The 22,761-nt window shown below is 72.4% G+C and carries 21 protein-coding genes and 1 pseudogene; 10 read left to right on the top strand and 12 right to left on the bottom strand.

Going from position 1 to position 22,761, the window contains the following annotated elements; translation table 11 throughout:
- Positions 1–284 precede the first annotated feature (284 nt).
- Entirely contained in the window at positions 285–1,100 is an 816-nt protein-coding gene (locus ACFWIA_RS24330; protein ID WP_387008463.1) for an N-formylglutamate amidohydrolase, read from the top strand.
- Between the two features lie 14 nt (positions 1,101–1,114).
- On the opposite strand, the gene ACFWIA_RS24325 is transcribed toward ACFWIA_RS24330, so the two are convergent.
- Genes ACFWIA_RS24325 through ACFWIA_RS24315 form a run of 3 tightly spaced genes read right to left on the bottom strand, consistent with a single transcriptional unit; the run spans position 1,115 to position 3,608 of the window.
- The gene (locus tag ACFWIA_RS24325; RefSeq protein WP_385495578.1) at positions 1,115–1,396 is read right to left on the bottom strand and encodes a hypothetical protein; all 282 of its coding nucleotides are present in this window, start codon (positions 1,394–1,396) and stop codon (positions 1,115–1,117) included.
- Entirely contained in the window at positions 1,393–2,052 is a 660-nt protein-coding gene (locus ACFWIA_RS24320; RefSeq protein ID WP_387008461.1) for an RNA polymerase sigma factor, read from the bottom strand. The genes ACFWIA_RS24325 and ACFWIA_RS24320 overlap by 4 nt, the downstream gene beginning before the upstream one ends.
- Positions 2,049–3,608, bottom strand: a complete 1,560-nt coding sequence (locus tag ACFWIA_RS24315; RefSeq protein WP_387008459.1) for a sodium:solute symporter — start codon at positions 3,606–3,608, stop codon at positions 2,049–2,051. The genes ACFWIA_RS24320 and ACFWIA_RS24315 overlap by 4 nt, the downstream gene beginning before the upstream one ends.
- Before the next feature lie 281 nt (positions 3,609–3,889).
- Here ACFWIA_RS24315 and ACFWIA_RS24310 point away from each other — a divergent pair, with 281 nt between their 5' ends.
- From ACFWIA_RS24310 to ACFWIA_RS24295, 4 genes are all read left to right on the top strand, one after another.
- A complete protein-coding gene (locus tag ACFWIA_RS24310; RefSeq protein WP_387008457.1) occupies positions 3,890–4,135 on the top strand; it encodes a DUF3311 domain-containing protein in 246 nt (81 codons plus the stop codon).
- 161 nt (positions 4,136–4,296) lie between these two features.
- Positions 4,297–6,444 (top strand): carbon starvation CstA family protein, encoded by a 2,148-nt coding sequence (locus tag ACFWIA_RS24305; RefSeq protein ID WP_387008455.1) that lies wholly within the window; start codon positions 4,297–4,299, stop codon positions 6,442–6,444.
- Positions 6,441–6,686: a YbdD/YjiX family protein gene (locus tag ACFWIA_RS24300; RefSeq protein ID WP_387008453.1), complete on the top strand. Its 246-nt coding sequence runs from the start codon at positions 6,441–6,443 to the stop codon at positions 6,684–6,686. The genes ACFWIA_RS24305 and ACFWIA_RS24300 overlap by 4 nt, the downstream gene beginning before the upstream one ends.
- Before the next feature lie 82 nt (positions 6,687–6,768).
- On the top strand, positions 6,769–7,713 hold the full coding sequence (locus ACFWIA_RS24295; protein ID WP_387008451.1) for a hypothetical protein: 945 nt from the start codon (positions 6,769–6,771) through the stop codon (positions 7,711–7,713).
- 103 nt (positions 7,714–7,816) lie between these two features.
- Here ACFWIA_RS24295 and ACFWIA_RS24290 read toward each other — a convergent pair whose 3' ends face one another.
- Positions 7,817–9,739: an ATP-binding cassette domain-containing protein gene (locus tag ACFWIA_RS24290; RefSeq protein ID WP_387008449.1), complete on the bottom strand. Its 1,923-nt coding sequence runs from the start codon at positions 9,737–9,739 to the stop codon at positions 7,817–7,819.
- A complete protein-coding gene (locus ACFWIA_RS24285; RefSeq protein WP_387008447.1) occupies positions 9,736–10,647 on the bottom strand; it encodes a phosphotransferase enzyme family protein in 912 nt (303 codons plus the stop codon). Before ACFWIA_RS24285 ends, ACFWIA_RS24290 begins: the two co-directional genes overlap by 4 nt.
- A gap of 818 nt (positions 10,648–11,465) precedes the next feature.
- Here ACFWIA_RS24285 and ACFWIA_RS24280 point away from each other — a divergent pair.
- A complete protein-coding gene (locus ACFWIA_RS24280; protein ID WP_387008445.1) occupies positions 11,466–13,115 on the top strand; it encodes a toprim domain-containing protein in 1,650 nt (549 codons plus the stop codon).
- A 102-nt stretch (positions 13,116–13,217) separates the two neighbouring features.
- Here ACFWIA_RS24280 and ACFWIA_RS24275 read toward each other — a convergent pair.
- Positions 13,218–14,015 (bottom strand): annotated as a pseudogene (locus tag ACFWIA_RS24275) (SDR family NAD(P)-dependent oxidoreductase); the annotation flags it as partial.
- 499 nt (positions 14,016–14,514) lie between these two features.
- Here ACFWIA_RS24275 and ACFWIA_RS24270 point away from each other — a divergent pair.
- The 3 genes from ACFWIA_RS24270 to ACFWIA_RS24260 all read left to right on the top strand — a co-directional run bounded on the left by ACFWIA_RS24270 (position 14,515) and on the right by ACFWIA_RS24260 (position 17,407).
- Positions 14,515–15,870, top strand: coding sequence for a bifunctional o-acetylhomoserine/o-acetylserine sulfhydrylase (locus tag ACFWIA_RS24270; RefSeq protein ID WP_387008443.1), 1,356 nt, complete (start codon positions 14,515–14,517; stop codon positions 15,868–15,870).
- 5 nt (positions 15,871–15,875) lie between these two features.
- Positions 15,876–17,039, top strand: a complete 1,164-nt coding sequence (locus ACFWIA_RS24265) for a homoserine O-acetyltransferase (protein ID WP_387008549.1) — start codon at positions 15,876–15,878, stop codon at positions 17,037–17,039.
- A gap of 161 nt (positions 17,040–17,200) precedes the next feature.
- Positions 17,201–17,407 (top strand): hypothetical protein, encoded by a 207-nt coding sequence (locus tag ACFWIA_RS24260; protein ID WP_387008441.1) that lies wholly within the window; start codon positions 17,201–17,203, stop codon positions 17,405–17,407.
- Positions 17,408–17,502: 95 nt separating this feature from the next.
- On the opposite strand, the gene ACFWIA_RS24255 is transcribed toward ACFWIA_RS24260, so the two are convergent.
- The 3 genes from ACFWIA_RS24255 to ACFWIA_RS24245 form a co-directional block, all read right to left on the bottom strand.
- Positions 17,503–17,883 (bottom strand): VOC family protein, encoded by a 381-nt coding sequence (locus tag ACFWIA_RS24255; protein WP_387008439.1) that lies wholly within the window; start codon positions 17,881–17,883, stop codon positions 17,503–17,505.
- Positions 17,884–18,026: 143 nt separating this feature from the next.
- Positions 18,027–18,830 (bottom strand): MerR family transcriptional regulator, encoded by an 804-nt coding sequence (locus tag ACFWIA_RS24250; RefSeq protein ID WP_387008437.1) that lies wholly within the window; start codon positions 18,828–18,830, stop codon positions 18,027–18,029.
- On the bottom strand, positions 18,823–19,368 hold the full coding sequence (locus ACFWIA_RS24245) for a VOC family protein (protein ID WP_387008435.1): 546 nt from the start codon (positions 19,366–19,368) through the stop codon (positions 18,823–18,825). The genes ACFWIA_RS24250 and ACFWIA_RS24245 overlap by 8 nt, the downstream gene beginning before the upstream one ends.
- 241 nt (positions 19,369–19,609) lie before the next feature.
- Between ACFWIA_RS24245 and ACFWIA_RS24240 the strand changes: the two genes are divergently transcribed.
- Positions 19,610–20,161 carry an alpha/beta fold hydrolase gene (locus ACFWIA_RS24240; RefSeq protein ID WP_387008433.1) on the top strand — a complete coding sequence of 184 codons (552 nt, stop codon included), beginning with the start codon at positions 19,610–19,612 and terminating at the stop codon, positions 20,159–20,161.
- 24 nt (positions 20,162–20,185) lie between these two features.
- On the opposite strand, the gene ACFWIA_RS24235 is transcribed toward ACFWIA_RS24240, so the two are convergent.
- The 3 genes from ACFWIA_RS24235 to ACFWIA_RS24225 form a co-directional block, all read right to left on the bottom strand.
- Complete coding sequence (locus ACFWIA_RS24235) at positions 20,186–21,007, bottom strand: SAM-dependent methyltransferase (RefSeq protein WP_387008431.1); 822 nt, start codon at positions 21,005–21,007, stop codon at positions 20,186–20,188.
- Between the two features lie 142 nt (positions 21,008–21,149).
- Complete coding sequence (locus tag ACFWIA_RS24230; RefSeq protein WP_387008429.1) at positions 21,150–21,605, bottom strand: cyclic nucleotide-binding domain-containing protein; 456 nt, start codon at positions 21,603–21,605, stop codon at positions 21,150–21,152.
- A gap of 182 nt (positions 21,606–21,787) precedes the next feature.
- Positions 21,788–22,603 carry a tyrosine-protein phosphatase gene (locus tag ACFWIA_RS24225; RefSeq protein ID WP_387008427.1) on the bottom strand — a complete coding sequence of 272 codons (816 nt, stop codon included), beginning with the start codon at positions 22,601–22,603 and terminating at the stop codon, positions 21,788–21,790.
- Between the last annotated feature and the right edge of the window lie 158 nt (positions 22,604–22,761).

The following is a 22,761-nucleotide window of genomic DNA, read 5'->3' as shown; positions in this document are numbered from 1 at the left end:
GCCTGAACACGCGTTCCAGCCAGCGGAAGTGGGCGTACGGGCTTGCGATTTGGCCAGTATGGCACGGTCAGCCGGTCTTCGCCGGTCCCCTGCCGGAGGAGCCCGTCGCGGGTCGGAGCGGTCGCCCCACCGTCCGGCCGGCGCACCGCGTGCGGTGCGTCCACCGCCCGGAGGACACATCCGCGCCACGCGGCCGAGGTGCGGAACGCGCCATGGCGACGGCGGCGCCCCGGGCCCGTACCGCCGATCGCAGACCCCGGTACGGGCCGTGCCAAGCTGGTCGCATGCCCCGTACACCCACAGGCTCCGGCGTCGACTCCTTCCGCGTGCATCCGGGCGCAGCCGAGTCCCCGGTGATCCTGCACGTCCCCCACTCCTCCCGGGTGGTCCCGGAGTCCGCACGTGCGGGCATCGTCCTGGACGACGCGGCGCTGGAGCGCGAGTTGGACCACCTCACGGACGCGCACACGGCCCGGATCGCCGCCCTGGCCGCCGACTCGGCCGCCGTCACCCCCTGGCGGTTCGTCAACGGTCTGTCCCGGCTGGTGGTGGACCCCGAACGGTTCCCCGACGAGCGCGAGGAGATGGCGGCGGTCGGGATGGGAGCCGTCTACACCCGGACCACCCACCGCGAGCCGTTGCGCGCCGACGGATTCGACCCCCGCCCGCTGGTCGAACGGTACTTCCTGCCGTACGCCCGGGCCGTGCAGGAGGCGGTGGCGGACCGACTCGCCGCCACCGGGCGGGCCGTGGTGATCGACGTGCACTCGTACCCGACCGCGCCGCTGCCCTACGAACTGCACGGCGGGGGCGAGCGGCCCCCGATCTGTCTGGGCACCGACCCCTTCCACACGCCGGAGCGGCTCACCTCGCTCGCCCGGGAGGCGTTCGGCGGATTCGGCGGAACCGGTCTCGACAGCCCGTTCGCGGGTACCTACGTGCCGCTGGCCTTCTACGGGCGTGACCCGCGGGTGAGCGCACTCATGGTGGAGATCCGTCGCGACCAGTACATGGCGGAGCCGGGCGGGGCTCCGGGGCCGGGCCTCGACGCGCTCGCCGGGGCGCTCGCCGCCCTGGTCGACGGCGCCGGCGCCGGCTGACCCCCGCGGACGCGTCAGCTCCCCGGGGCCACCGGCGGGGCGTGGGACGAGGGGGTGCGGTGGTCGTTGAAGATCACACCGGGTGTGGCCGGCGCCTGGTTGAGCACCCAGAGCCCCGCCAGGGTGGCGAGGGTGAACACCACGGCGATCAGCAGGGCCAGCACGAGCCGGCGCCGGCGTTCGCGGCGCAACCACTCGCCGCGCACCGTGCGGTAGGCGTCCGGGGCCGGACGGACCTCCCGCGCCACGGCCTCCAACGCCTCGCGCAGCCGGCGCTCGGTGTCTGTGCCACTCATCTGCGCGCCTCCATCGCCTTGGTGAGGGCGGCGATGCCCCGTGCCGTGTGGGTCTTGACCGATCCCGGCGAGATGCCCATGGCGTCGGCTATCTCCGACTCCTTCAACCCCATCCAGTGGCGCAGCACCAGTGCCTCGCGCTGACGGGTGGGGAGTTCCCGCACCGCGGCGATGAGCACCCGCTGGTCGTCCTGGATCAGGGCGTCGTGCTCGGCCGAGGCGACCTGTTCCCTGACGGGGGCGGGGGCCTCGACGTGTTTGCGGATGGTCTGGAGGTGCCGGATGCGCATCCTGGTCAGATTGCAGACCACCGAGCGGAGGTACGCCTCCGCCCGGTCGGTCTGTCGGAGGCGGCGCCACTTGCGGTAGAGCTGGTAGTAGGCCTCCGCGACGATGTTCTCCGGGTCGTCGGCGCCGAGGAGGGTGGCCAGCCGCAGCATCGACGTGTAGTGCTCGCCGAACAGCCCGGCGAGGGCGACGTCCCGTTCCCGGTCGGGGACCTCGCCGACCGGCGGCGTGCCCGGTGGGCCCGCGGAGCCGGGGTCCGTGGTGGCGGGCGAGGCCGGGTTCGGGCCGCCGGGGGCCGTGGGTGCCTCGGTCACGGGTGCGCGGTCGGCGAGGGTGAGGGCGCGGCCGGCTCGTCTCATCCGTCTCATGTGCTCGCTCCTGTTCCCGGGCGGCGCCTGGAGGCCGGCCCTGGTGGTAGGGCGGTGGTGTCGACGCCACGAGCGACGCCGGACCTCCGCAGGACGGGGGTGGCGGCCACGGCGACCGCGAGGTTCAGCAGCAGTGCCGCGAGACCGGCGTAGACCTCCAAGGTGTGCCCGGTGGGGCCCAGCGGCATGACGGGTGAGAAGCCCTCCCGTACGACCATGAGGGTGCCGACGGCCATGCCGACCGCCCAGCCCGCGAGCAGGGCGCGCGGATGCAGCCAGTTGGTGTAGAGGCCGATGGCGACCGCGGGGAAGATCTGGATGATCCAGACCCCGCCCAGGAGTTGCAGGTTGACCGCGGCCTGGTCGCGCAGCCCGAACACGAAGGCGACGGCGCCGAGCTTGGCGATCAGGGAGATCACCCGGGCGATGCGGACCTGGCGTTTGGGCGTGGCGGTGGGGTGGACGTACTCCACGTACACGTTGCGGACGAACGAGGTGGCCGCGGCGACCGACATCACGGCGGCGGGGACGAGCGCCCCGACGGTGATGGCGCCGAAGACGAGCCCTGCGACCGGCGGTGACATCAGTCGGTCCACGAGCAGGGGCACCGCGGTCTCGGCGCCCCCCGCGGTGGTCCTGATCCGTTCGGCGACGGCGGCGATGCCGAGCAGGCCGAACAGGGCGAGGACCGCGGTCCAGGCGGGGAGGGCGACGGTCACGCGGCGCAGGGTCCCGGGGCTGCGGGCGGCGAGCGCGGCGGTGAGCATGTGCGGGTACATCAGTACGGCGAAGGCCGACCCCAGGGCGAGCGAGGCGAAGGCGGCCTGTTGGTGCGGGGCGAGCAGCAGTGCCGCGCCGCCGGCGCCCCCGAGGTCCATGTGGCGGGCGGCCTGTTCGAAGACGGCGCCGGGTCCGCCGAGGTCGTCGAGGACGACCCAGACCGCGGCGATGACGGCCGCGAAGACGGCGACCCCCTTGAAGGCCGCGATGACGGTGGGCGCGCGCAGTCCGTAGCGGAAGGTGGCGATGGCGAGCCCGGCGAACAGGGCGACCATCGCGAGATGGGCGGCGATCGCATCGGGGTCGACCCCTCCGGCGGCCAGCACGGCCCGGATGCCGAGGAGTTGCAGTGCCAGGTACGGCATGGTCGCGAGGATGCCGGTGAGGGCGACGACCAGGGCGAGCGGCGGGGAGCCGTAGCGACCGCGGACGAAGTCGGCGACGGTGACGTACCCGTTGCGGGCGCAGACCTCCCAGAGGCGGGGCAGCAGGACGAAGGCCAGGGGGCAGGCGATGATCGTGTACGGGACGGCGAAGAAGGCCGTCGCACCGTTGCCGTAGGCGAGTCCGGGGACGGCGGTGAAGGAGTAGGCGGTGAAGAAGGTGCCGCCGATGAGGAGCCAGGACCATCCGGTGCCGAGTCCGCGGTCGGCCAGGGCCCAACCGTCCAGGGAGGGGAGCCGTCCGGTGGGACGGAACCGGCGGGCGGCCACGGCGAGCAACGACGTCGCGGCGATGACGGCGAGGTACGCGACGAGCGTGCCGCCTCGGATCATCGTCCACCGTCCGTACCGGCGATCCGGGGGCGCGGTGCGCGCCCGGATCGGCCCTCTGAGTCCTGCTTCCCGTACGTCCTGCTCTCCCTGCCGTGCCCCACCGCGACACCGGGCGGCGTCGTCGTCGCCCGGGTGCGGTGCGGCCGATGAACGGCGAGTGGCCTGGAACTCCGGATGATCCGTCCGAAAATCCACCACCCGGGTTGTCAACCGAACCGAGGGTGTCGGCAACTCTTCCACAGACCAGCGCGGTACGGGAGCGGGGAAACAAGGAGGAACCCGTGGCAGACGACGGACACACACAGCATTCCGGCCGTATCACGGCACGGCGTGTCGTGGCGGCTTTCTGCCTACTCGTTCCCGTGGTGGCCCTGGTCTGGGTGCCCTGGTACGCCGGTGCGCAGCCGGAGTTGGCAGGCATTCCGTTCTTCTACTGGTACCAGTTGGCGTGGGTGCCCGGGTGCGCGGTGTGGTTGCTGGCCGCGTACCTGCTCACCCGGGGGAGCCGGGGCTCGCCGGGCTCGTGAGCTGCCCGGACCGCGCGCCGGGGCGGTCGCGGTCCCGTGCCCGGTGCGTGTGGCGTTGTGTGTGCTTGATGCGAGTTCCGTGAAGTCCGTGACCCGTGGGGCCGGTTGACCGGTACCCCTACGACGCATTGTGTTCTCTCCTGCGAACAGAAGGATTCACCGTGTCCGGAACCCTTGTGCCACCCTCGCGGCTCCGCTGGAAATCGGTCTTGATATGGTCCCTGGTCGCTCTGGTGGGAGGCGTCTCCTGGGGGGTGCTCGCGCTCTCCAGGGGTGAGGGGATCTCGGCGGTCTGGCTGTTGGCGGCGGCCCTCGGTTCGTTCGCGATCGCGTACCGCTTCTATGCGAAGTTCATCGCGCGGCGGGTGTTGCGCCTCGACGACACCCGGGCCACCCCGGCGGAGCGGATCAACGACGGGGTGGACTTCCAACCCACGGACCGTCGGGTGCTGCTCGGGCACCACTTCGCGGCGATCGCCGGCGCCGGCCCGCTGGTGGGCCCGGTGCTCGCGGTGCAGATGGGCTATCTGCCGGGCACCATGTGGATCGTCGCGGGCGTCATCTTCGCGGGTGCGGTGCAGGACATGGTGGTGCTGTTCCTGTCGATGCGGCGCGACGGCAAGAGCCTCGGGCAGATGGCCCGGGAGCAGTTGGGGCGGATCGGCGGGGCGGCGGCGCTGCTCGCCGTGTTCGCCATCATGATCATCCTGTTGGCGGTGCTGGCGCTGGTCGTGGTCAATGCGCTCGCGGACTCGCCGTGGGGGACCTTCTCCGTCGCGATGACGGTTCCGATCGCCCTGTTCATGGGCTGTTACCTGCACGTCCTGCGACCGGGACGGGTCCTGGAGACCAGCGCGATCGGGGTGGCCCTGCTGCTCCTGGCGATCGTGGGCGGCGGCTGGATCGAACACTCGTCGCTGGCGGACACCTTCACCCTGAGCCCGACGACCCTGGTGTTCTGCCTGGTGGCCTACGGGTTCGTGGCGTCGGTGCTGCCGGTGTGGATGCTGTTGGCGCCGCGGGACTACCTGTCGACGTTCATGAAGATCGGCACGATCGTGTTGCTCGCGGCCGGGGTGGTCATCGCCGCCCCGCGGCTCGACGCCGAGGCGGTGACCTCCTTCGCCTCCTCCGGCGAAGGACCGGTGTTCGCGGGCTCGTTGTTCCCGTTCCTGTTCATCACCATCGCCTGTGGTGCGCTGTCCGGCTTCCACGCCCTGGTGGCCTCGGGGACGACCCCGAAGCTGGTCCAGAAGGAGTCGCAGGTCCGGATGATCGGGTACGGGGCCATGCTGATGGAGGCGTTCGTCGCCGTCATGGCGTTGATCGCGGCGGCGGTGCTGGACCCCGGGCTGTACTACGCGATGAACGCGCCCGCGGGGCTGCTCGGTTCGACCGTGGAATCCGCTTCCCAGGCGGTCGCCGGGCTGGGCTTCACCATTTCGCCGGAGGAACTGGCCGCCGCGGCCAAGGCGGTGGACGAGGGTTCGTTGGTCGCCCGCACCGGTGGCGCCCCGACCCTGGCGGTGGGCATGGCGCAGATCTTCTCGGAGGTGGTCGGCGGCGAGGGGATGAAGGCGTTCTGGTACCACTTCGCCATCATGTTCGAGGCCCTGTTCATCCTGACGACCGTCGACGCGGGCACCCGGGTCGGTCGGTTCATGCTCCAGGACATGCTGGGCAACGTGTGGAAGCCGATGGGGCGCGTCGGTTGGAAGCCCGGTGTCTGGTTCGCCAGTGGCGTGGTGGTCGCCGGCTGGGGGTACTTCCTCTACGTCGGCGCCACGGACCCCCTGGGCGGGATCAACCAGCTCTTCCCGCTGTTCGGCATCGCCAACCAACTCCTCGCCGCGATCGCGCTCACCGTCGCCACGACCCTCCTCATCGCCTCGGGCCGACTGCGCTGGGCGTGGGTGACGGGCGTGCCGCTCGCCTGGATCGTGGCCGTCACCTTCACCGCGAGCTGGCAGAAGGTCTTCTCCGACGACCCGCGCGTCGGCTTCTTCGCCCAGCGCGAGCGCTACGCCGACGCCATCGACGCCGGGACCCAGCTGCGACCCGCCACCTCCATGGACGAGATGCACACCGTGGTGACCAACTCCACGGTGAACGGCGTCCTCATCGTGCTGTTCGTGCTGCTGGTCCTCACGGTCCTCGTGAACGCCCTGGTGGTGTGCGTCCGGGCGGTCCGCTCCCCCGGGAGCACGAGGTCCACGGAGACCCCGCACGTCCCGTCCGCGATCGACACCCCGGCACCGCGCCCGCGGCGCCCGGCCGGTGCGGCGGCCGGCCCCGGGGAGGCACCATGACGCCCGCCCGGAGCCGGGACGCTCCCGCGACGGGCCGCGGGCGGGGTGGCGGCGGGCCGGTGCGGCGGGCCGTGCGCTGGGTCCACTGGTACCTGCGGGAGCTCACCGGCGAGACCGAGTACGAGCGGTACTGTGCGCGGCACCGCCACGACGATCCCGGTACTCCCGTGCCCACCCCTCGGGAGTACCAGCGGATCAAGGCAGCCCGTCAGGAAGCGGCCCCGCGATCGAGGTGCTGCTGACTGGCTCGCCCTCACCGACCCATCCACATCCGGGCGCCGCGTCGACCGCGCGGTGCCCGCCCTCCCCCACAGAGGACCAGTGATGCTGCGAAGAAGCAGAACGGTTCGCATCCGTCCGGAACTGGACGACCGTGAGCTGCGCCAAGCGCTCACCGACATCCGGCCCATCCATCAACTGCAAGGGTTCGGCGCCGACCGCAGCCGCCCCGCCTGGCAGCCGGTGGCCGATCTGCTGGACGCCACGGGGTCGGACTGGGACCGCAGGACCCACCGGGTGTCGGTGCTGTCCCGGGTGCTGTCCCCGGCCGCGGCGGACCACTGGGTCGACTACGCTCCGGACAACCCGGACTCGGTGGTGATGCAGGCCTGCGTCCAGGCCCACCGGGCGGTCTCCGGAACGGCGGCGGCGCTGGACGGGGCCCAGACCCGTTGTGTCCGGGCGGCCCACGCCCACCCGAAGGACCCGACGCCCTTGATCGCCCTGCTCGACCTGATGCGGGGGTGCCGGGTTCCGTCGCGGCGGGCGGCTCCCATCTGGCGGGAGATCATCGACCGCGACCCGGGCAACCGGACCGCCCACCACGTGGTGCTGCGGTACCTCTCGCCCCGCAGCCACGGCTCGGTGAGCGACATGACGACGTTCGCCTGGCACTCGGCGGCACAGGCGCCGCCGGGCTCCCCGTTGGCCCTGCTGCCGCTGGCGGCCCGGGCCGAGCACTTCGCGCACGCCGTCGAAGCGGGCGGCACCAGGGCGTTGGCGGCCCACCGCATCTGGCACGAGAAGGCCGCGGCCAGCGAACTGGAACTCGCGTTGAAGGGCTGGTTCCACACCTCGGCGCGCCCGCACGCCGAGGCCGTGTCCGATCTGAACCTGTTGGCGTTCGCCCTGGTGCGGGCGCGTTGGCTGCCGGAGGCCACCGAGGTCTTCCAGCGCGTCGGGCGCCATATGACGATGTTCCCGTGGGACGCGTTGGAGGACCCCGTGACGGCCTTCACCTACTGGCGGGACCGGATGGGCGCGGCCTGACCGACCGCCCCACCACGGGGCGGTGCGCACCGCGGCGGGACCACGACCCCGCCGCTCGCCCGACGCCGTCCGCCCTTCGGGGGGCCGTGCCGCACACGGTCCGTCACCTGTCCTTGGACAGGGCGAGCAGTTCCGCGAAGAGCCCGTCCGACGCGCGCAGTTCCTCGTACCGGCCCTCCTGCACGATCCTGCCGTCCCGCATGACCACGATCCGGTCGGCGACCCGGGTGTTCTCCAGTTGGTGGGTCACCACCAGGGTGATCCGGTCCGCAGCGATCTTCTTGATCTCCTCGAAGATCTGGTGCTCGCCGCGTGCGTCCATCTGCGACGTGGGCTCGTCGAGGATCAGCAGCGCGGGCCGCCGGTAGAGCGCCCGGGAGCAGGCGAGGCGCTGCCACTGGCCGCCGGAGAGTTCATGACCGCCGAAGACCTCCCGGGCCAGCAGGGTGTCGAGTCCCCGGGGCAGTTCCTCGACGGCGGTGCGCATCCCGACCGCGTCCACCGCCTGCCAGACCGGGGCGTCGTCGGGGCTGCGGGGTTGGCCCAGGGTGACGTTCTCCCGGACCCGCAGCGGCCATTGGGCGAAGATCTGCGGAACCAGCCCGGTGTGCGTCCACACGGTGTCCGGGTCGGCGGTGGCCAGGTCGGTTCCGTTCCACCGCACCGTGCCCCGGTCGGGGAGCAGGATGCCGGTGACCAGTCGGGTCAGCGTCGACTTTCCGGAACCGTTCTCCCCGACGATCGCCACGATCTCGCCGCGCCGCAGGGTGAGGCTGAGCCCGTCCACGGCGGGACGGTCCTTGCCGGGGTAGTGGTGGACCACGTCGTCCAACCGGATCTCGTGGACGGGTGCGGTGATCAGGGCCGGGCCCCGGGCGGGCGCGTGACGGTCCGCGAGGTCCAGGAAGGCGCGCATGTCGGCGAGGTAGAGACTGGTGTGGAACATCTCGGCGCCGCCGCGGACGAGTTGGGTGAGCGCGCCCAGTGAACTCTGGACGGCGACCACCGCCGTCGCGGCGATCGCGAGCTCCACCCTGCCGGTCGCCGCGAGCCAGGCGAGGGCCGCCCAGGTCACCAGGAGGAACACGCCACCGAGTGCCGAGGCCGCGAGGGAGATCCGCAGCACCCGGGGGGCGATGCCGAGGGTCCGCCGGTCGATCCGCTCCGACAGGCTGCGGTACCAGAAGAGCAGGTAGCCGGTCATGCCGTTGGCCCGGACCTCGTCGCCGTACTTCGGGGCGGTCGACCACCAGCGCATCATGCCGCGGACGTTGCGGTCGCCCAGGTTGGCGTAGTGGGTCTCGTAGTCGACGCGCGCGGACAGCACGGCGCCCACCCCGGCCGGCAGCACCGCGAGCAGGAGCAGGGGCAGCAGGAGCGGGTGCAGCACGGTCAGGACTCCGCAGGCGGCCACCATCCGGACGGCCGCGGCGAGGAAGGTCTGGCCGTCGCGGACCATGGCGGCGGTCCGCACCACGCCGATCTCGGCCGCCTCCTGGCGTTCCGCGAAGCTTTCCGTCCCGTACGCCGACGCCTCGACCCGGCACACCGCTTCGACGAGCGCGGTGTCGGCCGCCGTGCTGAGCAGGGGGCTGACCCGGTCGTCCGCGTACCAGGAGAGTGCGGCGGCGATCCGCCCGACGGCCGCCGCCGTCGCGACGACCAGCAGCACCGGAAGCATCGACTGGAGCCGGTCGGTGACCGAGCCGGTCGCGACGAGGGCCTCCATCGCCCGCGCGGTGGCGGCGAGCAGCACGACCGCGGCCACTCCGGTCAACGCCTGGCAGACCAGGAGGAGCAGCACGGCCCGCCGGTCCGCCGCCCAGGCGAGGCGCCCGGTGTGGGCGAGCACCGAGGGCAGTCGGGCGCACAGGGCCCGGAAGCCGACCTCGCCGAGGGGGTTCTTCCCGTACTGGCCCTGGTAGCGGATGTCCGCCGGGGGTGGTGGAGGAGTGTGCGGGGCGTCGGGTTCGACGTCCGGTGCCCGGTCGCCCGATCCGTCGCCGGGCAGGGTGAGGGTGCTCATGCGAACTCCCCCTCGACGAGCCGGTCGAGGGTGCGGCGGCCCCGCGCGGTGACCTCGTCGTCGCCGTGCTGCGGTCCCCACATCAGGGAGCCGATGGCGTCGAGCGCGGCGAGACAGCGCAGCGCGTGCCGTTCGGTCGGGCCGGGCCGGCGCCCGTAGCCCGCGAGGAACGCCGCGCGCAGGGCCGGGCGGTCGGCCCAGGGGCCGGCGGCCAGCCGGACGAAGTCCTGGACCGCGGGGGCGAACCGGGCCCGCTCGAAGTCGATCCAGGCCGCGTGTCCCGCCGCCGACCACATCAGGTTTCCGGGCTGGACGTCACCGTGGACGAAGGCGAGCGGCAGCGGCCCGACGTGCGGGAGGTCGGCCACGAGTCCTCGGACCAGGGCGCGTTCCCGGGCCGTCACCCGGTCCCCACACATGTGGAGGTGGCGTTCGAGTCGGTGCGGGGCGCCGTCGAGTTCGTCGCGTGCCTCGGCGCGACGCTCGGGGGTGGGTTCCGCTGCGGTGTGGAACCGGGCGAGCAGTGCCCCCGCCTGCCGGTACGCCTCGCGCTCCTCGACGGTCGGTAGGCGCAGTTCCCGCAGCGGGCGGCCGGGGAGAGCGGTGAGCAGCAGGGCGAGGTGTTCGGCGCCGGAGTCGAGGAGGAGGGGCGCGCCGCCGGACGGTACGGCGGGCACGGCCTGGCGGTAGGCGAAGGTTTCGGCGCGGTAGCGTGCGGGGTCACGTGCGATCTTGATGATGAAGCGGGTGGTGCGGTCCGGGCGGGTGAGTTCCCACACCCGGGAGGAGCCCGGGGCGGGCGCGGAGACGTCCCGGACCGTGTCGAAGGCGCCGACGGCCCGTCGGGCCCAGGCGTCGAGGGTGTCGGGCAGGTGGTTCAGTAGCCGCATGCGCACCGCCTCGGGCATGCACATGGTGAGGGCGCGCACGCACCTGACTGGTCGTCAACCGGACGTGGCACGGAGGCCACGGAACGGGTCATGCACTCGAACACCAGGTGAAGACTGGGACGAACGGGAACAGGATGCACGGGACCTCCCACGTCGAGGGGTGAAGTCTTGACGCAAGCACAACGCACCAGATCAACAGCGCGTCACGCTCACTTCCGGACGAATCTTCGGCCGAAAGTTCGATGACCGACCCATGAACCCCTGCCGCCCGGTCGGACGCCTGTGATGCGGCGTTCGATTCACTCGGGAGGGGACGCTCCCCCGTTCGAGGGATTGCCGTCGGGACCTCACCACCATCGCGCCACCTGCGAGGTCGTCCCGCACTCGGCCGCCCCGCCCGACAGGCAGGACGACGACCGACCCGCGCGGCCCTGGAGCGGCCGGTCGCACCGCGCACCGCCCACGGGGACGACGAGCCGTCTGACGCGGCGCGACGCGAGCCACGGAGGGCCGCGCCCGAAAAGCCACCTGAAGCCCTCCCCGGCAAGGCATCAGGGAAGCCCACCAGTGGCCCCCTGTCGCGTTTTCAGGGGATTGACGCAGGGGGGATCGCCTCCCCCGAGAAAAGGAGCACACGGCGGCGCATGGAGGTGCTGTTGACCCGTCAACGCAGTGCCCCTTCGGTATCTTGATCGGTGTTCCGGCAGTCAACGGCCCGATGCCCGTGAGCTTCCGGAGCCCTGTTTGGGCTGCCCTGCCCCGTCTCCGCCAGCGGTCCGGCCGCTTCCGCACCGTGGTGCGGAAGCGCGGTCCGCCATGCCCGAAAGAGAGCATCCGTGACCACCCACGACACTCGCACCGCCACCGGTGCCGCCGCACCCGAACCCCAGCAGCCCGGCCCTGCCGGTGCCGCGTCGTACGACGCCCACGCGATCACCGTGCTGGACGGCCCGGACGCCGTGCGCAAGCGGCCCGGGATGTACATCGCCTCCACGGGAGAGCGGGGGCTGCACCACCTGGTGCAGGAACTCGTGGACAACTCCGTGGACGAGGCACTCGCGGGAGTGGCCGACCGGATCGACGTGACGGTCCTGGCCGACGGCGGCGTGCGGGTGGTCGACAACGGTCGTGGCATCCCGGTGGGCGTGCACCCGGTGGAGAAGCGGCCGGCCGTCGAGGTGGTGCTGACCGTGCTGCACGCGGGCGGGAAGTTCGGGGGCGGCGGGTACACGTTCTCCGGCGGTCTGCACGGTGTGGGCCTGTCGGTGGTCAATGCGCTGTCGACCCGGCTGTCGGCGGAGATCTGGACCGACGGCCACCGGTGGACGCAGGAGTACCGGCACGGCGCTCCCACCGCCCCGCTGGCCCGCCACGAGGCCGCCTCCCGGACGGGCACCTCGTTGACGTTCTGGGCGGACGGCGACATCTTCGAGACCACCACGTACTCCTTCGAGACGCTGTCCAGGCGGTTCCAGGAGATGGCCTTCCTCAACCGGGGGCTCACCCTGACCCTCACCGACGAACGGTCCTCGGCGCGCGCGACGGCCGCGGCCGACACCACCGACCCGGACCCGGCAGCGAAGACGGTCTCCTACCGCTACGACGGCGGCATCGCCGAGTTCGTCGCCCACCTCAACGCCCGCAAGGGCGAGCCGGTCCACCCCTCGAAGGTCGTCGCCGCCGCCCGCACCCGCGTCACGGCCCGCCAGCACCAGGACGCGCAGCGCCGTAGGAAGGCCCTGGCGTCCTCCTCCCTGCCTGCCAAGCTCGCCGACTGCCGCAGCGACGACGTCGACCGCAACGAACTGTTCATCGTCGAGGGCGACTCCGCGCTCGGGACGGCGAAGCTCGCCCGGAACTCCGAGTTCCAAGCGCTGTTGCCGATCCGCGGCAAGATCCTCAACGTGCAGAAGTCGTCCGTCACGGACATGCTGAAGAACGCCGAGTGCACCGCGCTCCTCCAGGTGGTGGGAGCCGGTTCGGGGCGGACCTTCGATCTGGACGCGGCCCGCTACGGCAAGATCATCATGATGACCGACGCCGACGTGGACGGCTCCCACATCCGCATCCTGCTCCTGACCCTGTTCCACCGCTACCTGCGGCCCGTGGTCGAAGCGGGCCGCGTCTTCGCCGCCGTGCCGCCGCTGCACCGCATCGAGCTGGTCCGACCGGAGCGGGGCCAGGACAAGTACGTCTACACCTACGCGGACCACGAGCTGCGGGACACGCTGCGGGAGTTCCGGAGCAAGGGCATCCGGTACAAGGACTCGGTCCAGCGGTACAAGGGTCTCGGCGAGATGGACGCCGACCAACTCGCCGAGACCACCATGGATCCGCGGCACCGCACCCTACGTCGGATCAACCTCACCGACCTGGAGGCGGCTCAAGCCGTGTTCGACCTGCTGATGGGCCACGACGTCGCACCGCGCAAGGAGTTCCTCGCTCGCTCCGCCGCCACGCTCGACCGGTCCAGGATCGACGTGTGAGAACGGCGCGGCTGCCGCCCGGGCGGGCGGGCACGGGTGGGGCGCCGGGTCGGCCGCATCGAGTTCGTCGCCGTAGGTGGGGAAGTGCGCGGTGAACCCGCCGTCCACGGAGATCGTGGTGCCGGTGATGTAACCGGCCTCGTCGGACACGAGGAAGGCCACCAGGCAGGCGATGTCCTCGGGCACCCCGACCCGGGGGGTGAGGGTGTGCCGGGCGAGGGCCTTCTGTTGTTCGGGACTGAGGTTGTCGGTCAGCGCGGGGGTCAGCACCAGGCCCGGGGCGATGCCGACCGCACGGACCCCCTGCTTCCCGTACTGGGTGGCGATGCTGCGGGTGAGGCCGAGGATGGCCGCCTTGGAGGTGCCGTACATGGGACGGACGAGTTCGGCGAGGAGGCCGGCCGCCGAAGCGGTGTTGACCACCACGCCACCACCGCGCGCGATCATGTGGGGTATCGCGTGCTTGGCGGCCAACGTGTAGCCGAGCACGTTGACCCGCAGGACCCGGGCGAACAGCTCCCCGTCGATGTCGGTGATGCGCTGGTCCCGACCGAGGACGTCGGGGGCGAGCAGCGCCGCGTTGTTGTGGAGCACGTCCACCCCTCCGAAAGCGGCCACCGCCGTGGCGACCATCGTCCGGATCTGCTCCTCCTCGCCCACGTCGACCGTGACCGGAACGGCTTCGAGACCGCGGGCGACCAACCCGCCGGCGACGCGCTCGGCGGCGGTCGCGTCGATGTCGGCCACGACGACACTGGCGCCGCGTTCGGCCAGCACGGTGGCGGTGGCGCGGCCGATGCCGGACCCCCCGCCGGTGATGACGGCGACCTTGCCCCGTAGATGTGGTGGGTGGGAGGGAATCGACGGATCCGGCGCGTGCGGCAGGTTCTGAGTCGTCATGGGACTTCCTGGTCCGGCGCCTGTGGGAACGCCTGGTGAGGGTAGGGCCACAGGAGCGATTTTCTTGTTCCCCACGGGACTTGTTGGCCGGAACTCCGAGGATGGCCGGCATTGACCCGTGTCGGGGAATCCCCGTGCTGCCGGGCGGGGAACGGGCCCCAGGTCCGGAGGGGGAGCCGCCCGCCACGACGCCCGGCGCCGCCCGGGCTCGGGCGGCGGTGGCCGAGGCCCCGGAGGGAGAAGTTGGCCGAAGCCGTTCGGCCGGCGACCGACCGGTTCGCGCCCCGTCCCCCCGGACCTCCCCCGTCCACGCTTGTGTTGCCGGCATGTTGCAGGCTCATGGCCAGCTCGCCGTCGGGCTACCGGAACCACCCCCTCCCGGGTACTTTGCGTTCCGCCGGGTGTTTTGGGCCCTTCTCGCCCCGGCACGGAAGCGGTACGGGCCGGACCCGTACCGCTTCCGCCCCCTCCCCAGTGACCTCGCGCGAAGGAACCGCCCATGAGCCAGCCCCTCGACTCGGTGACAGCCGGTCACACCCCCGACGACGAGCCGGCGCCCGCCTCCGGGTGGTCGTTCGAGACCCGGCAGATCCACGCGGGAGCGGAGCCCGATCCGACCACCGGTGCACGGGCCGTACCGATCTACCAGACCAGTTCCTTCGTCTTCCGGGACACCCAGCACGCGGCGAACCTCTTCTCGCTCGCCGAGCCCGGGAACATCTACACCCGCATCCACAATCCGACGCAGGACGTCTTCGAACAGCGGATCGCCTCGCTGGAGGGGGGAGTCGCCGCGGTCGCGCTCGCCTCGGGACAGGCTGCGGAAACCCTCGCGATCCTCACCTTGGCCGGCGCCGGTGACCACATCGTCTCCAGCACCTCGCTGTACGGCGGAACGTACAACCTGTTCCGGCACACCCTGCCCCGGTTCGGCATCGAGGTCTCCTTCGTGGACGACCCCGACGACCTGGACGCCTGGAGCGCCGCGATCCGCCCCAACACCAAGGCCCTCTTCGCCGAGAGCCTGGGCAACCCCCGGGGCAACGTGCTCGACGTACGGGGCGTCGCGGACACCGCGCACGCGGCGGGGGTGCCGCTCATCATCGACAACACCCTGCCGACGCCGTTCCTGCTGCGGCCCATCGAGCACGGCGCGGACATCGTGGTGCACTCGGCGACGAAGTTCCTCGGCGGGCACGGCACCACCATCGCGGGCGTCGTGGTGGACGCCGGCACCTTCGACTTCGGTGCGCACCCCGAGCGGTTCCCCGACTTCAGCGAGCCCGACCCCAGCTACCACGGTCTCCGGTACTGGCCGGACCTGGGCCCGAGCGCCTTCGCGGTGAAGCTCCGGGTGCAGCTGCTGCGCGACATCGGGCCCGCGCTCTCCCCGCACTCGGCGTTCCTGCTGCTCCAGGGCGTCGAAACGCTGAGCCTGCGGATCGAGCGGCACTCGGCGAACGCCCTGGCGCTCGCCCAGTGGCTCGAAGCACGGGACGAAGTGGCGGCCGTGCACTACCCGGGCCTGGAGTCCAACCGCTGGTACGCGGCGGGGCGCCGCTACCTGCCGCGCGGCGCGGGGGCGGTCCTGGCCTTCGAGCTGAGGGACGGCGTGGAGGCGGGCAAGCGGTTCGTGGACGCGGTGTCGCTGTTCAGCCATCTGGCGAACGTCGGGGACGTCCGCTCGCTGATCATCCATCCCGCGTCGACCACCCACAGCCAGTTGGGACCCGAGGCGCTGGCCGCCACCGGAACGGCGCCGGGCCTGGTGCGGCTGTCGGTCGGCATCGAGCACCTGGACGACCTCACGGCGGACCTCTCCGCCGGGTTCCGTGCGGCGAAGGAAGCGTCCTGACCGAGCTGGCGCCCCACGCCCCGGCGGATCAGCCCGCCGCTCCCCTCCCGCCGGCCTCCGGGGCTTGGCGGGAGGGTGACCCGCCCGGCGGTCGACGCTGGGTGTCCCTCGCCGCGCCCCTCCCCCTGGAGGCCGGCGGCGAACTGCCGGACGTGCGGGTCGCGTACGAGACCTGGGGGCGGCTGGCGCCCGACGCGTCCAACGCCGTGCTGGTGCTGCACGCGCTGACCGGGGACAGCCACGTCAGCGGTCCGGCCGGGCCCGGACATCCCACGGCCGGCTGGTGGGACCCGCTGGTGGGACCGGGACGGGCCCTGGACACCGAGCGGTGGTTCGTGGTGGCACCGAACGTCCTGGGCGGTTGCCAGGGCAGCACCGGTCCCTCGTCGCTGCGCGGCGACGGCACCCGCTGGGGCGGCTCCTTCCCCTTCCTGACCCAGCGGGACCAGGTCGCCGCCGAGGCCGCACTCGCCGATGCGCTCGGCATCGACCGGTGGGCCCTGGTGGTGGGCGGCTCGATGGGCGGGATGCGGGCCCTGGAGTGGGCCGTGGGCCACCCCGACCGGGTGTCCGCACTGTTGGTCCTGGCCTGCCCGGCCGCCTCGGGCGCGGAACAGATCGCCTGGGCCGACGTACAACTGCACGCGATCCGCGCCGACGCCCGGTGGCGCGACGGCCACTACCACGACGCCCCCGACGGCGAGGGACCGCACCGGGGCCTGGGCACCGCGCGACGCCTCGCCCACGTCACCTACCGGTCGGGGGCCGAACTCGCGGCCCGGTTCGGCCGGGCGGCGCAGGATTCGGAAGACCCGTGGCGCGGCGGACGGTACGCGGTGGAGTCCTATCTCGACCACCACGCGACCAAGCTGGTGCGCCGCTTCGACGCGGGCAGCTACGTGACCCTGACCGAGGCGATGAACAGCCACGACCTGGGTCGGGGGCGCGGCGGCACGGCCCACGCGCTGCGCCGGGTCAGCGCCCGGACGCTGGTGGCCGGGGTGGACTCCGACCGCCTGTACCCCTTGGCCGGGCAACGGGAGCTGGCCGCCGGGCTCCCGCACGCGGACGCCCTGCGGATCGTGGAATCCCCGTACGGGCACGACGGGTTCCTCATAGAGACCGAGCAGGTCGGTGCCCTGGTGGGCGAGTTGACGAAGGGCCGGTGACGGTCGCCCGGTCCGCGGCGCCAGGACCGGGATGCCGACCGCTCCCCGACGCTCCGCTCGGACACCAGCACGCGACTACGCCCTGTCATCGAACATGCGCGGTGCGGCAGGTCGTGCGAGGCTGACAGCGTTCCCGCCCCCACACCTCACGGGAGTACCCCATGGGCATCAAGGACCAGTTCCAGGACAAGGCCGAGCAGCTCAAGCAGCGGGCCCAGCAGGCCGCACAGGGCGGGCAGGACGAGACCCGTCGACGGTCGGAGCGGGGGGCGGACGAGGCCCGGGACGCGTCGCGGGGCGGCGGGCCGCAGGAGCGGGACTCCCGGCGGCGCACGACGGACGAGCCCGAGGAGCCGCCTCGGCGCTGATGCGCTGACGCACTGAGCAAGGCGGTGGGGTGACCCGGGAGGTCCACCCCACCGCCTTCTGCCGTGGCGGCCGTGGCGTGCGTGGCCGATGAGCGTCAGAGCGGAGCGAGGCGGGCCTTGAGCAGGCAGAACTCATTGCCCTCGGGGTCGGCCAGGACATGCCACGGCTCCTCCCCCGTCTGGCCGATGTCGGCCGGCCGCGCGCCGAGCTTCAGCAGGCGTTCGAGCTCGGCTTCCTGATCGCGGTCGGTGGCGTTGACGTCGATGTGCAGTCGGGGCTTCCCCGTCTCCGGCTCGTCCCTACGGCTGAGGAAGATCGTCGGCTGCGGGCCGCCGAACCCTTCGCGCGGTCCGATCTCCAGCGAGCCGTCGTCCTCGCGATCGAGGACGACGAAGTCCAGGACCTCGCACCAGAACCGCGCCAGCGCCTCGGGGTCACGGCAACCGAGCACGAGCTCACTGATACGACACGCCACGGCGAAACCTGCTCTCATCCTGGGACGACCGGGGAGACCGCGCAGGGACCCACTAGGCTCCCCTCAGCGCGAACACCTCCCCGACCGTATCGGAGGCGGCGAGCGCGGGCGAGGCGATTTCCGGGGCCGCGGGTCCCGTACGGCTACTGCCAGGTCGCGGTGTCGGGGTCGATGCCGTGGGCGCGTGCGCTGGCGTCCACGATCCGACGGAACCACGTGGCGAGGCCGGGGCGGATGCCGTCGTAGTGGGCGGCGAACGCCGGATCGGCCTCGTACGTGCGGCCGAGACAGACCTGCATCCGCCGGGTGAGGGGGAAGTAGGAGGCGAACACCTCGCGGTGCCGATCCACGAGCCGGTGCGCTTGCGGGCTGCCCGGGGTGACGCCGGCGTCCATCGCCTCACCGAGGGCACGGTCGAGATCGGCAACGGCGTCGGCGACGGCCTGCCATTCCTCCGGGCCGCGCGCGGCCGAACGTTCGGCGTACTGGAGCCACTGCGTGGTGTTGCCGTAGCGCTGGCGGGCTTCGGCGGGCCAATCCGGGTTCCACCGGGGGCCGAAGAGCGCGACCTGTTGCTCGGTGGTCAGCAGCAGGCCGCGTTCGTGGGCGTCGATCATCCGGTCCAGTCCGGCGCTGAGGCGCTGGAGGCGGTCGATCCGTTCGGCGACCTGGGTGCGCTGTGCGCGCAGTGCGCCGGGCACGTCTGCGGTCGAGTCGTCCAGGACGGTCCGAATCCGGTCCAGCCCGAGGCCGATCTCGCGGTAGACGACGATGCGGTGCAGGCGTTCCAGGTCACCGGCGGTGTAGAGCCGGTATCCGGCAGCCGTGCGCAGCGACGGTCGTGCCAGACCGATCTCGTCCCAGTGGTGCAGCGCACGGACCGTGACGCCCAGGCGCGTCGAGACCTGGCCGACGGTCAAGCCGTCGGTGCCGGTGTCATCAGACATGCTCCTCATTGTCGTTGCTGTCGCCGCTGCCGACGTCCGGTGGGGTGATCCCCATGGCCTCCAGGTTGCGCGCCTCCTGGCTGGCCGGATCGAAGGGCTTCGCCGCGGTGAAGACGACCCGGGCGTGCTCGGGGGTGATCACCACCACGTCGCGGGTGTTCCACGGGGTGTCCCGAGGGCCGTCGACCGCGTGCGGACGCAGGGCACGGCACGCCTCGACGATCGCGTCGACCTGGCCGAGCACGCACGCGAAGCTGACGCTCAACTCCGGTTCCCGCTCCGGGACACTCGGCGCCTGGACGAGGAGTACGTCCTGGAACGCCCACCGGCGCAGGTGCACGAGTTCGCCGGGGATGCTGAACAGTTCGAAGAAGCCGAGCCCGCGGACCCAGAAGTCCACCGACGCCGACAGGTCGCTGGTCGGGATCGTCACGAACGCGGGCATGCCGTAGATGCCGCGGAACGGCTCCGGCGGAACCGCGTCCGGACCGGGATCGGGCACGGGACTGATCTCGAACGCGTTGTAGTGGTCGCTCATGCACCTCACCTTCGGGCCTCACGCAACGTGAGGGTCAAGCCGTCCGTGCGTCTCCCTCCCGGGACCCCTAGGGTCGGACGATGAACTCCCCCCTCCCGTCTGCCCGTTCCGCGTCCGTGCCGGCCGCACCCGTCGTCTCCCGGGTGTGCGCACCGGACCAACGCGGGCACGGCAGGAGCGACCGGGCCGCCGACTACGGGCGTGACGGGTTCGTCGAGGACGCGGCAGAGCTGATCGAGCGGTGGGGCAGGGTCCGGTCGTGGTGGTGGGGCACTCGCTGGGCGGCATCACGGCCTACCAGCTCGCGGCACGGCACCCCGAACTGGTGGTGGGGCTGGTGGTCGAGGACGTCGGCGCCGTGATGCGCCGTCCGGAGGTCGAACACCCCGTACTGGACGTCCGGGGCTGGCCCGCCCGTGCACCGTCACGGGCGGCGCTGGCGGCGGCGATCGAGGCGCGCGGCGTCCCGGACAGCACGTACTTCCTGCGCAGCGCGCACCGGAGCGCCGACGGTTGGCGGATGTTGTTCGACTGGTCCGACATGACGGCCGTCCAGGAGCACGGGGTGGGCGACTGGTGGGCGGACTGGCTGGGCTCGGGCTGTCCGGCGCTGGTGCTGCACGGCGCCCGCAGCACCCTGCTCCCGGGTTCGCTGGCGGACGAGATGGTCGCCCGTCGCCCCCGGACCCGGCTGGTGCGCTTCCCGGAGGCCGGGCACTGGGTCCACGACGACGCACCGGAGGCGGTCGCCGGGGCGATCGCCGACTTCCTCGGCGACCTGGCGGCGCCCTGACCCGCCGTGGTCCGGTTCGCCCCGTCAGGGTTTGCGGGCGACCGCGCCGTACATGCCGACCTCCGGTTCGTCCGTGGCCTCCCCCGCCGCGCGCCACCGGGAGCAGGGCACGAGACCGGGCGGCAGGACGTCCAGCCCGTCCATCAACCGGGCGATCGCCTCGGGGGTGCGCTGGGTCAGTGCCGGGGAGCCGTGCTGGTTCCAGTAGGCCACCGCCGCGTCGACCTCCGGCATCCGGGAGCTGCTGACGGTGTGCGAGAGGGCCAGATGGCTGCCCGGGGGCAGGGCGGCCATGAGGCGTCGCACCGCGGTTCCCGCCTCCTCGTCGTCCGCCACGAAGATCAGCACGCCGAGCAGCATCAGGGCCACGGGGCGTCCGAAGTCGAGGGTGCCGGCTGCCTGTTCGAGGATGCCGTCCACGTCCCGGACATCGGCGTCCACGTACTCGGTGCGGCCCTCCGGTGCGCTGACCAGCAGGGCCCGGGCGTGAGCGAGGACGGTCGGGTCGTTGTCGACGTACACGATGCGCGCGTCGGGAGCGACGCCCTGGGCGATCTCGTGGGTGTTCTCGGCGGTGGGCAGGCCGGTACCGATGTCGAGGAACTGGCGGATGCCGACCGGCCCGGCGAGGTGGCGCACCGCCCGTCCGAGGAACTGCCGGTCCGCCTGTGCGTAGGCGCTGACCTGCGGGTACAACGCGTTGATGCCCTCGCCCACCCGGCGGTCCGGCTCGTAGTAGTCGGCGCCGCCCAGCCAGAAGTTCCAGATCCGGGCGGAGTGGGCCCGGCGGGGATCGACGGTGGACCGGGTGGCCGTGGAGAGTCGGGACGAAGCGGGGGTGGGCACGTACTCATCTCCTGCGGGCCGGTACGGGGGGGTGGCCGGACAGTCCGTCAACTCATCAGCTGATCATACGAGTCCATTGCGCCACGGTCGTCTCCCGTACGCGTGACGCTCGACTCAGCCGGGGGCACCCGGAACCGCACCGCTAGAGCGTCGCTCCTCCGTGTTTGGCGTAGTTCTCGATCAGACGGGTGCGGGCGCCTTCCAACCGGTGGGCCAGGATCTCCGCGATGGTGCGCAGCAGCACCAGCCCGAGTGCCGACTCCTCCTCGCAGAGGGAGCGGACCTTGGCCGCGTCGAACTCGTAGGCGCGCACCGGACTGAACGCCTCGGCGCCGAATTCCCACTGGTGCGGGGGGAACAACCAGGACCAGCCGAGCAGGTCGCCCGGTTGCAGGGTCTCCACGGTGACCCGGCGCCGATCGGGGACCTGGAGGTCCAGGGCGACCGTGCCGGAACGGATCACCCAGAGCCGGTCCGCGGGCCCGCCCTCCTCGAAGATCCGACTGTCCTGGGGGAAGGACACCTCCTGGGCCAGGTCCATGAGGCGCTGGCGATGATCAGCGGGCAGAGCCGTGAGCAGCCTTCTCGCAGTCGTCATGCCGGGCCTCCTCGTGAGCGGACACGGGCCGCGCCGCCGCACCCGGGGCCTCCCCGCCCGGAGACCGCCGTGCGTGGGGTTCGTGTAACTCTCTTACCCGGGTTCGCCCCATTCGTCACCCGACCGGCGCAACCGCGTCCGTCACCCCGGGCGCCGTCGGGCGACGCCCCCGTCACCAGGGGTCACCGGGCCACGAGGGTCGCCCGCAGCCGGTCCAGTTCCCCTTCGGTGAGCCCGCTGCGCAGCAGCCAGCCCGCTCCCCCGCCGTGGTCGGCGTGCAGCCGGGCCAGGAAGTCGCGCATGGTCGCCGCCCGGGACGCCATGTAGGTGTGGTCCACGGCCGGGATGCTGCGGTAGCCCCCGACCGCGAGCAGCCGGTCCCTGACCCGGGCGATGCGCTCGGCGGTCAGCTCGTAGTCGACGGCGATCACCTCGGCCGCCACCCCGACCGCGTCCAGGAGCACGGCGGCGCACACGCCCGTGCGGTCCTTGCCGATCGCGCAGTGGAACAGGACCGCGTGCTGGTCGGGATCGGCGACGATCCGCGCCGTGGCCGTCAGCGTGTCCGCGCTGCTCCCCAGCAACCGGAAGTAGAAGTCGACCGCGCCGCCGTCGGGACCGTCGGGCACGACCTCGGTGGCGCGCCCCTGCGGCAACCGGACCGGGAGGTGCGCACGGCGCACCGGTGTGGCGGTGAGCAGTCCGTGGCCCTCCCGGGCGGATTCCTCCGGCCCCCGGAGGTCCACGACCGTCCGCAGGCCCAGTCCGTCCACCAGGAACTCCACGTCGGCGTCGGTCACCGCCTGGAGGGTGCTGCTGCGGAACACCACGCCCCGGCGGGTGGTGCCGCCACCGGAAACGGGCAGTCCGCCCAGGTCACGCGTGTTGTCGGCGCCCATGAGCGGCACCCAGCGGGACTGCGGCGGGGCTTGCGGCTCCGCAGGCCCGTACGCGTCGCACACCGTGTCCGCCACCGTGCCGCCCGCTTCCCCGTCCACGGTCCCCCCGCTCCCCGCACCGGCTCGTCCGGTGCGTCAGGATCGCCGCTCCGCAGGCCCGGTGTCCAGAGGGCCGCCCTGCCGCGCACGGTGCAGGCGCCCACCACGCGGTGTGCGGACGCGGTCGGAACCCGGGCCCCTCCTCCCGGGTTCCGACC

It is taken from the genome of Streptomyces sp. NPDC127068 (assembly GCF_042724695.1).
Taxonomy (GTDB): domain Bacteria; phylum Actinomycetota; class Actinomycetes; order Streptomycetales; family Streptomycetaceae; genus Streptomyces.
Note: the sequence above shows the minus strand (reverse complement) of the source record. Positions and strands in the feature narration are given on the sequence as shown.

Coding starts and splice junctions, on each gene's coding strand:
- ACFWIA_RS24330 (WP_387008463.1), top strand. CDS start 285: ATGCCCCGTACACCCACAGGCTCCGGCGTCGACTCCTTCCGCGTGCAT.
- ACFWIA_RS24325 (WP_385495578.1), bottom strand. CDS start 1,396: ATGAGTGGCACAGACACCGAGCGCCGGCTGCGCGAGGCGTTGGAGGCC.
- ACFWIA_RS24320 (WP_387008461.1), bottom strand. CDS start 2,052: ATGAGACGGATGAGACGAGCCGGCCGCGCCCTCACCCTCGCCGACCGC.
- ACFWIA_RS24315 (WP_387008459.1), bottom strand. CDS start 3,608: ATGATCCGAGGCGGCACGCTCGTCGCGTACCTCGCCGTCATCGCCGCG.
- ACFWIA_RS24300 (WP_387008453.1), top strand. CDS start 6,441: ATGACGCCCGCCCGGAGCCGGGACGCTCCCGCGACGGGCCGCGGGCGG.
- ACFWIA_RS24295 (WP_387008451.1), top strand. CDS start 6,769: ATGCTGCGAAGAAGCAGAACGGTTCGCATCCGTCCGGAACTGGACGAC.
- ACFWIA_RS24290 (WP_387008449.1), bottom strand. CDS start 9,739: ATGAGCACCCTCACCCTGCCCGGCGACGGATCGGGCGACCGGGCACCG.
- ACFWIA_RS24285 (WP_387008447.1), bottom strand. CDS start 10,647: ATGCCCGAGGCGGTGCGCATGCGGCTACTGAACCACCTGCCCGACACC.
- ACFWIA_RS24270 (WP_387008443.1), top strand. CDS start 14,515: ATGAGCCAGCCCCTCGACTCGGTGACAGCCGGTCACACCCCCGACGAC.
- ACFWIA_RS24260 (WP_387008441.1), top strand. CDS start 17,201: ATGGGCATCAAGGACCAGTTCCAGGACAAGGCCGAGCAGCTCAAGCAG.
- ACFWIA_RS24250 (WP_387008437.1), bottom strand. CDS start 18,830: ATGTCTGATGACACCGGCACCGACGGCTTGACCGTCGGCCAGGTCTCG.
- ACFWIA_RS24245 (WP_387008435.1), bottom strand. CDS start 19,368: ATGAGCGACCACTACAACGCGTTCGAGATCAGTCCCGTGCCCGATCCC.
- ACFWIA_RS24230 (WP_387008429.1), bottom strand. CDS start 21,605: ATGACGACTGCGAGAAGGCTGCTCACGGCTCTGCCCGCTGATCATCGC.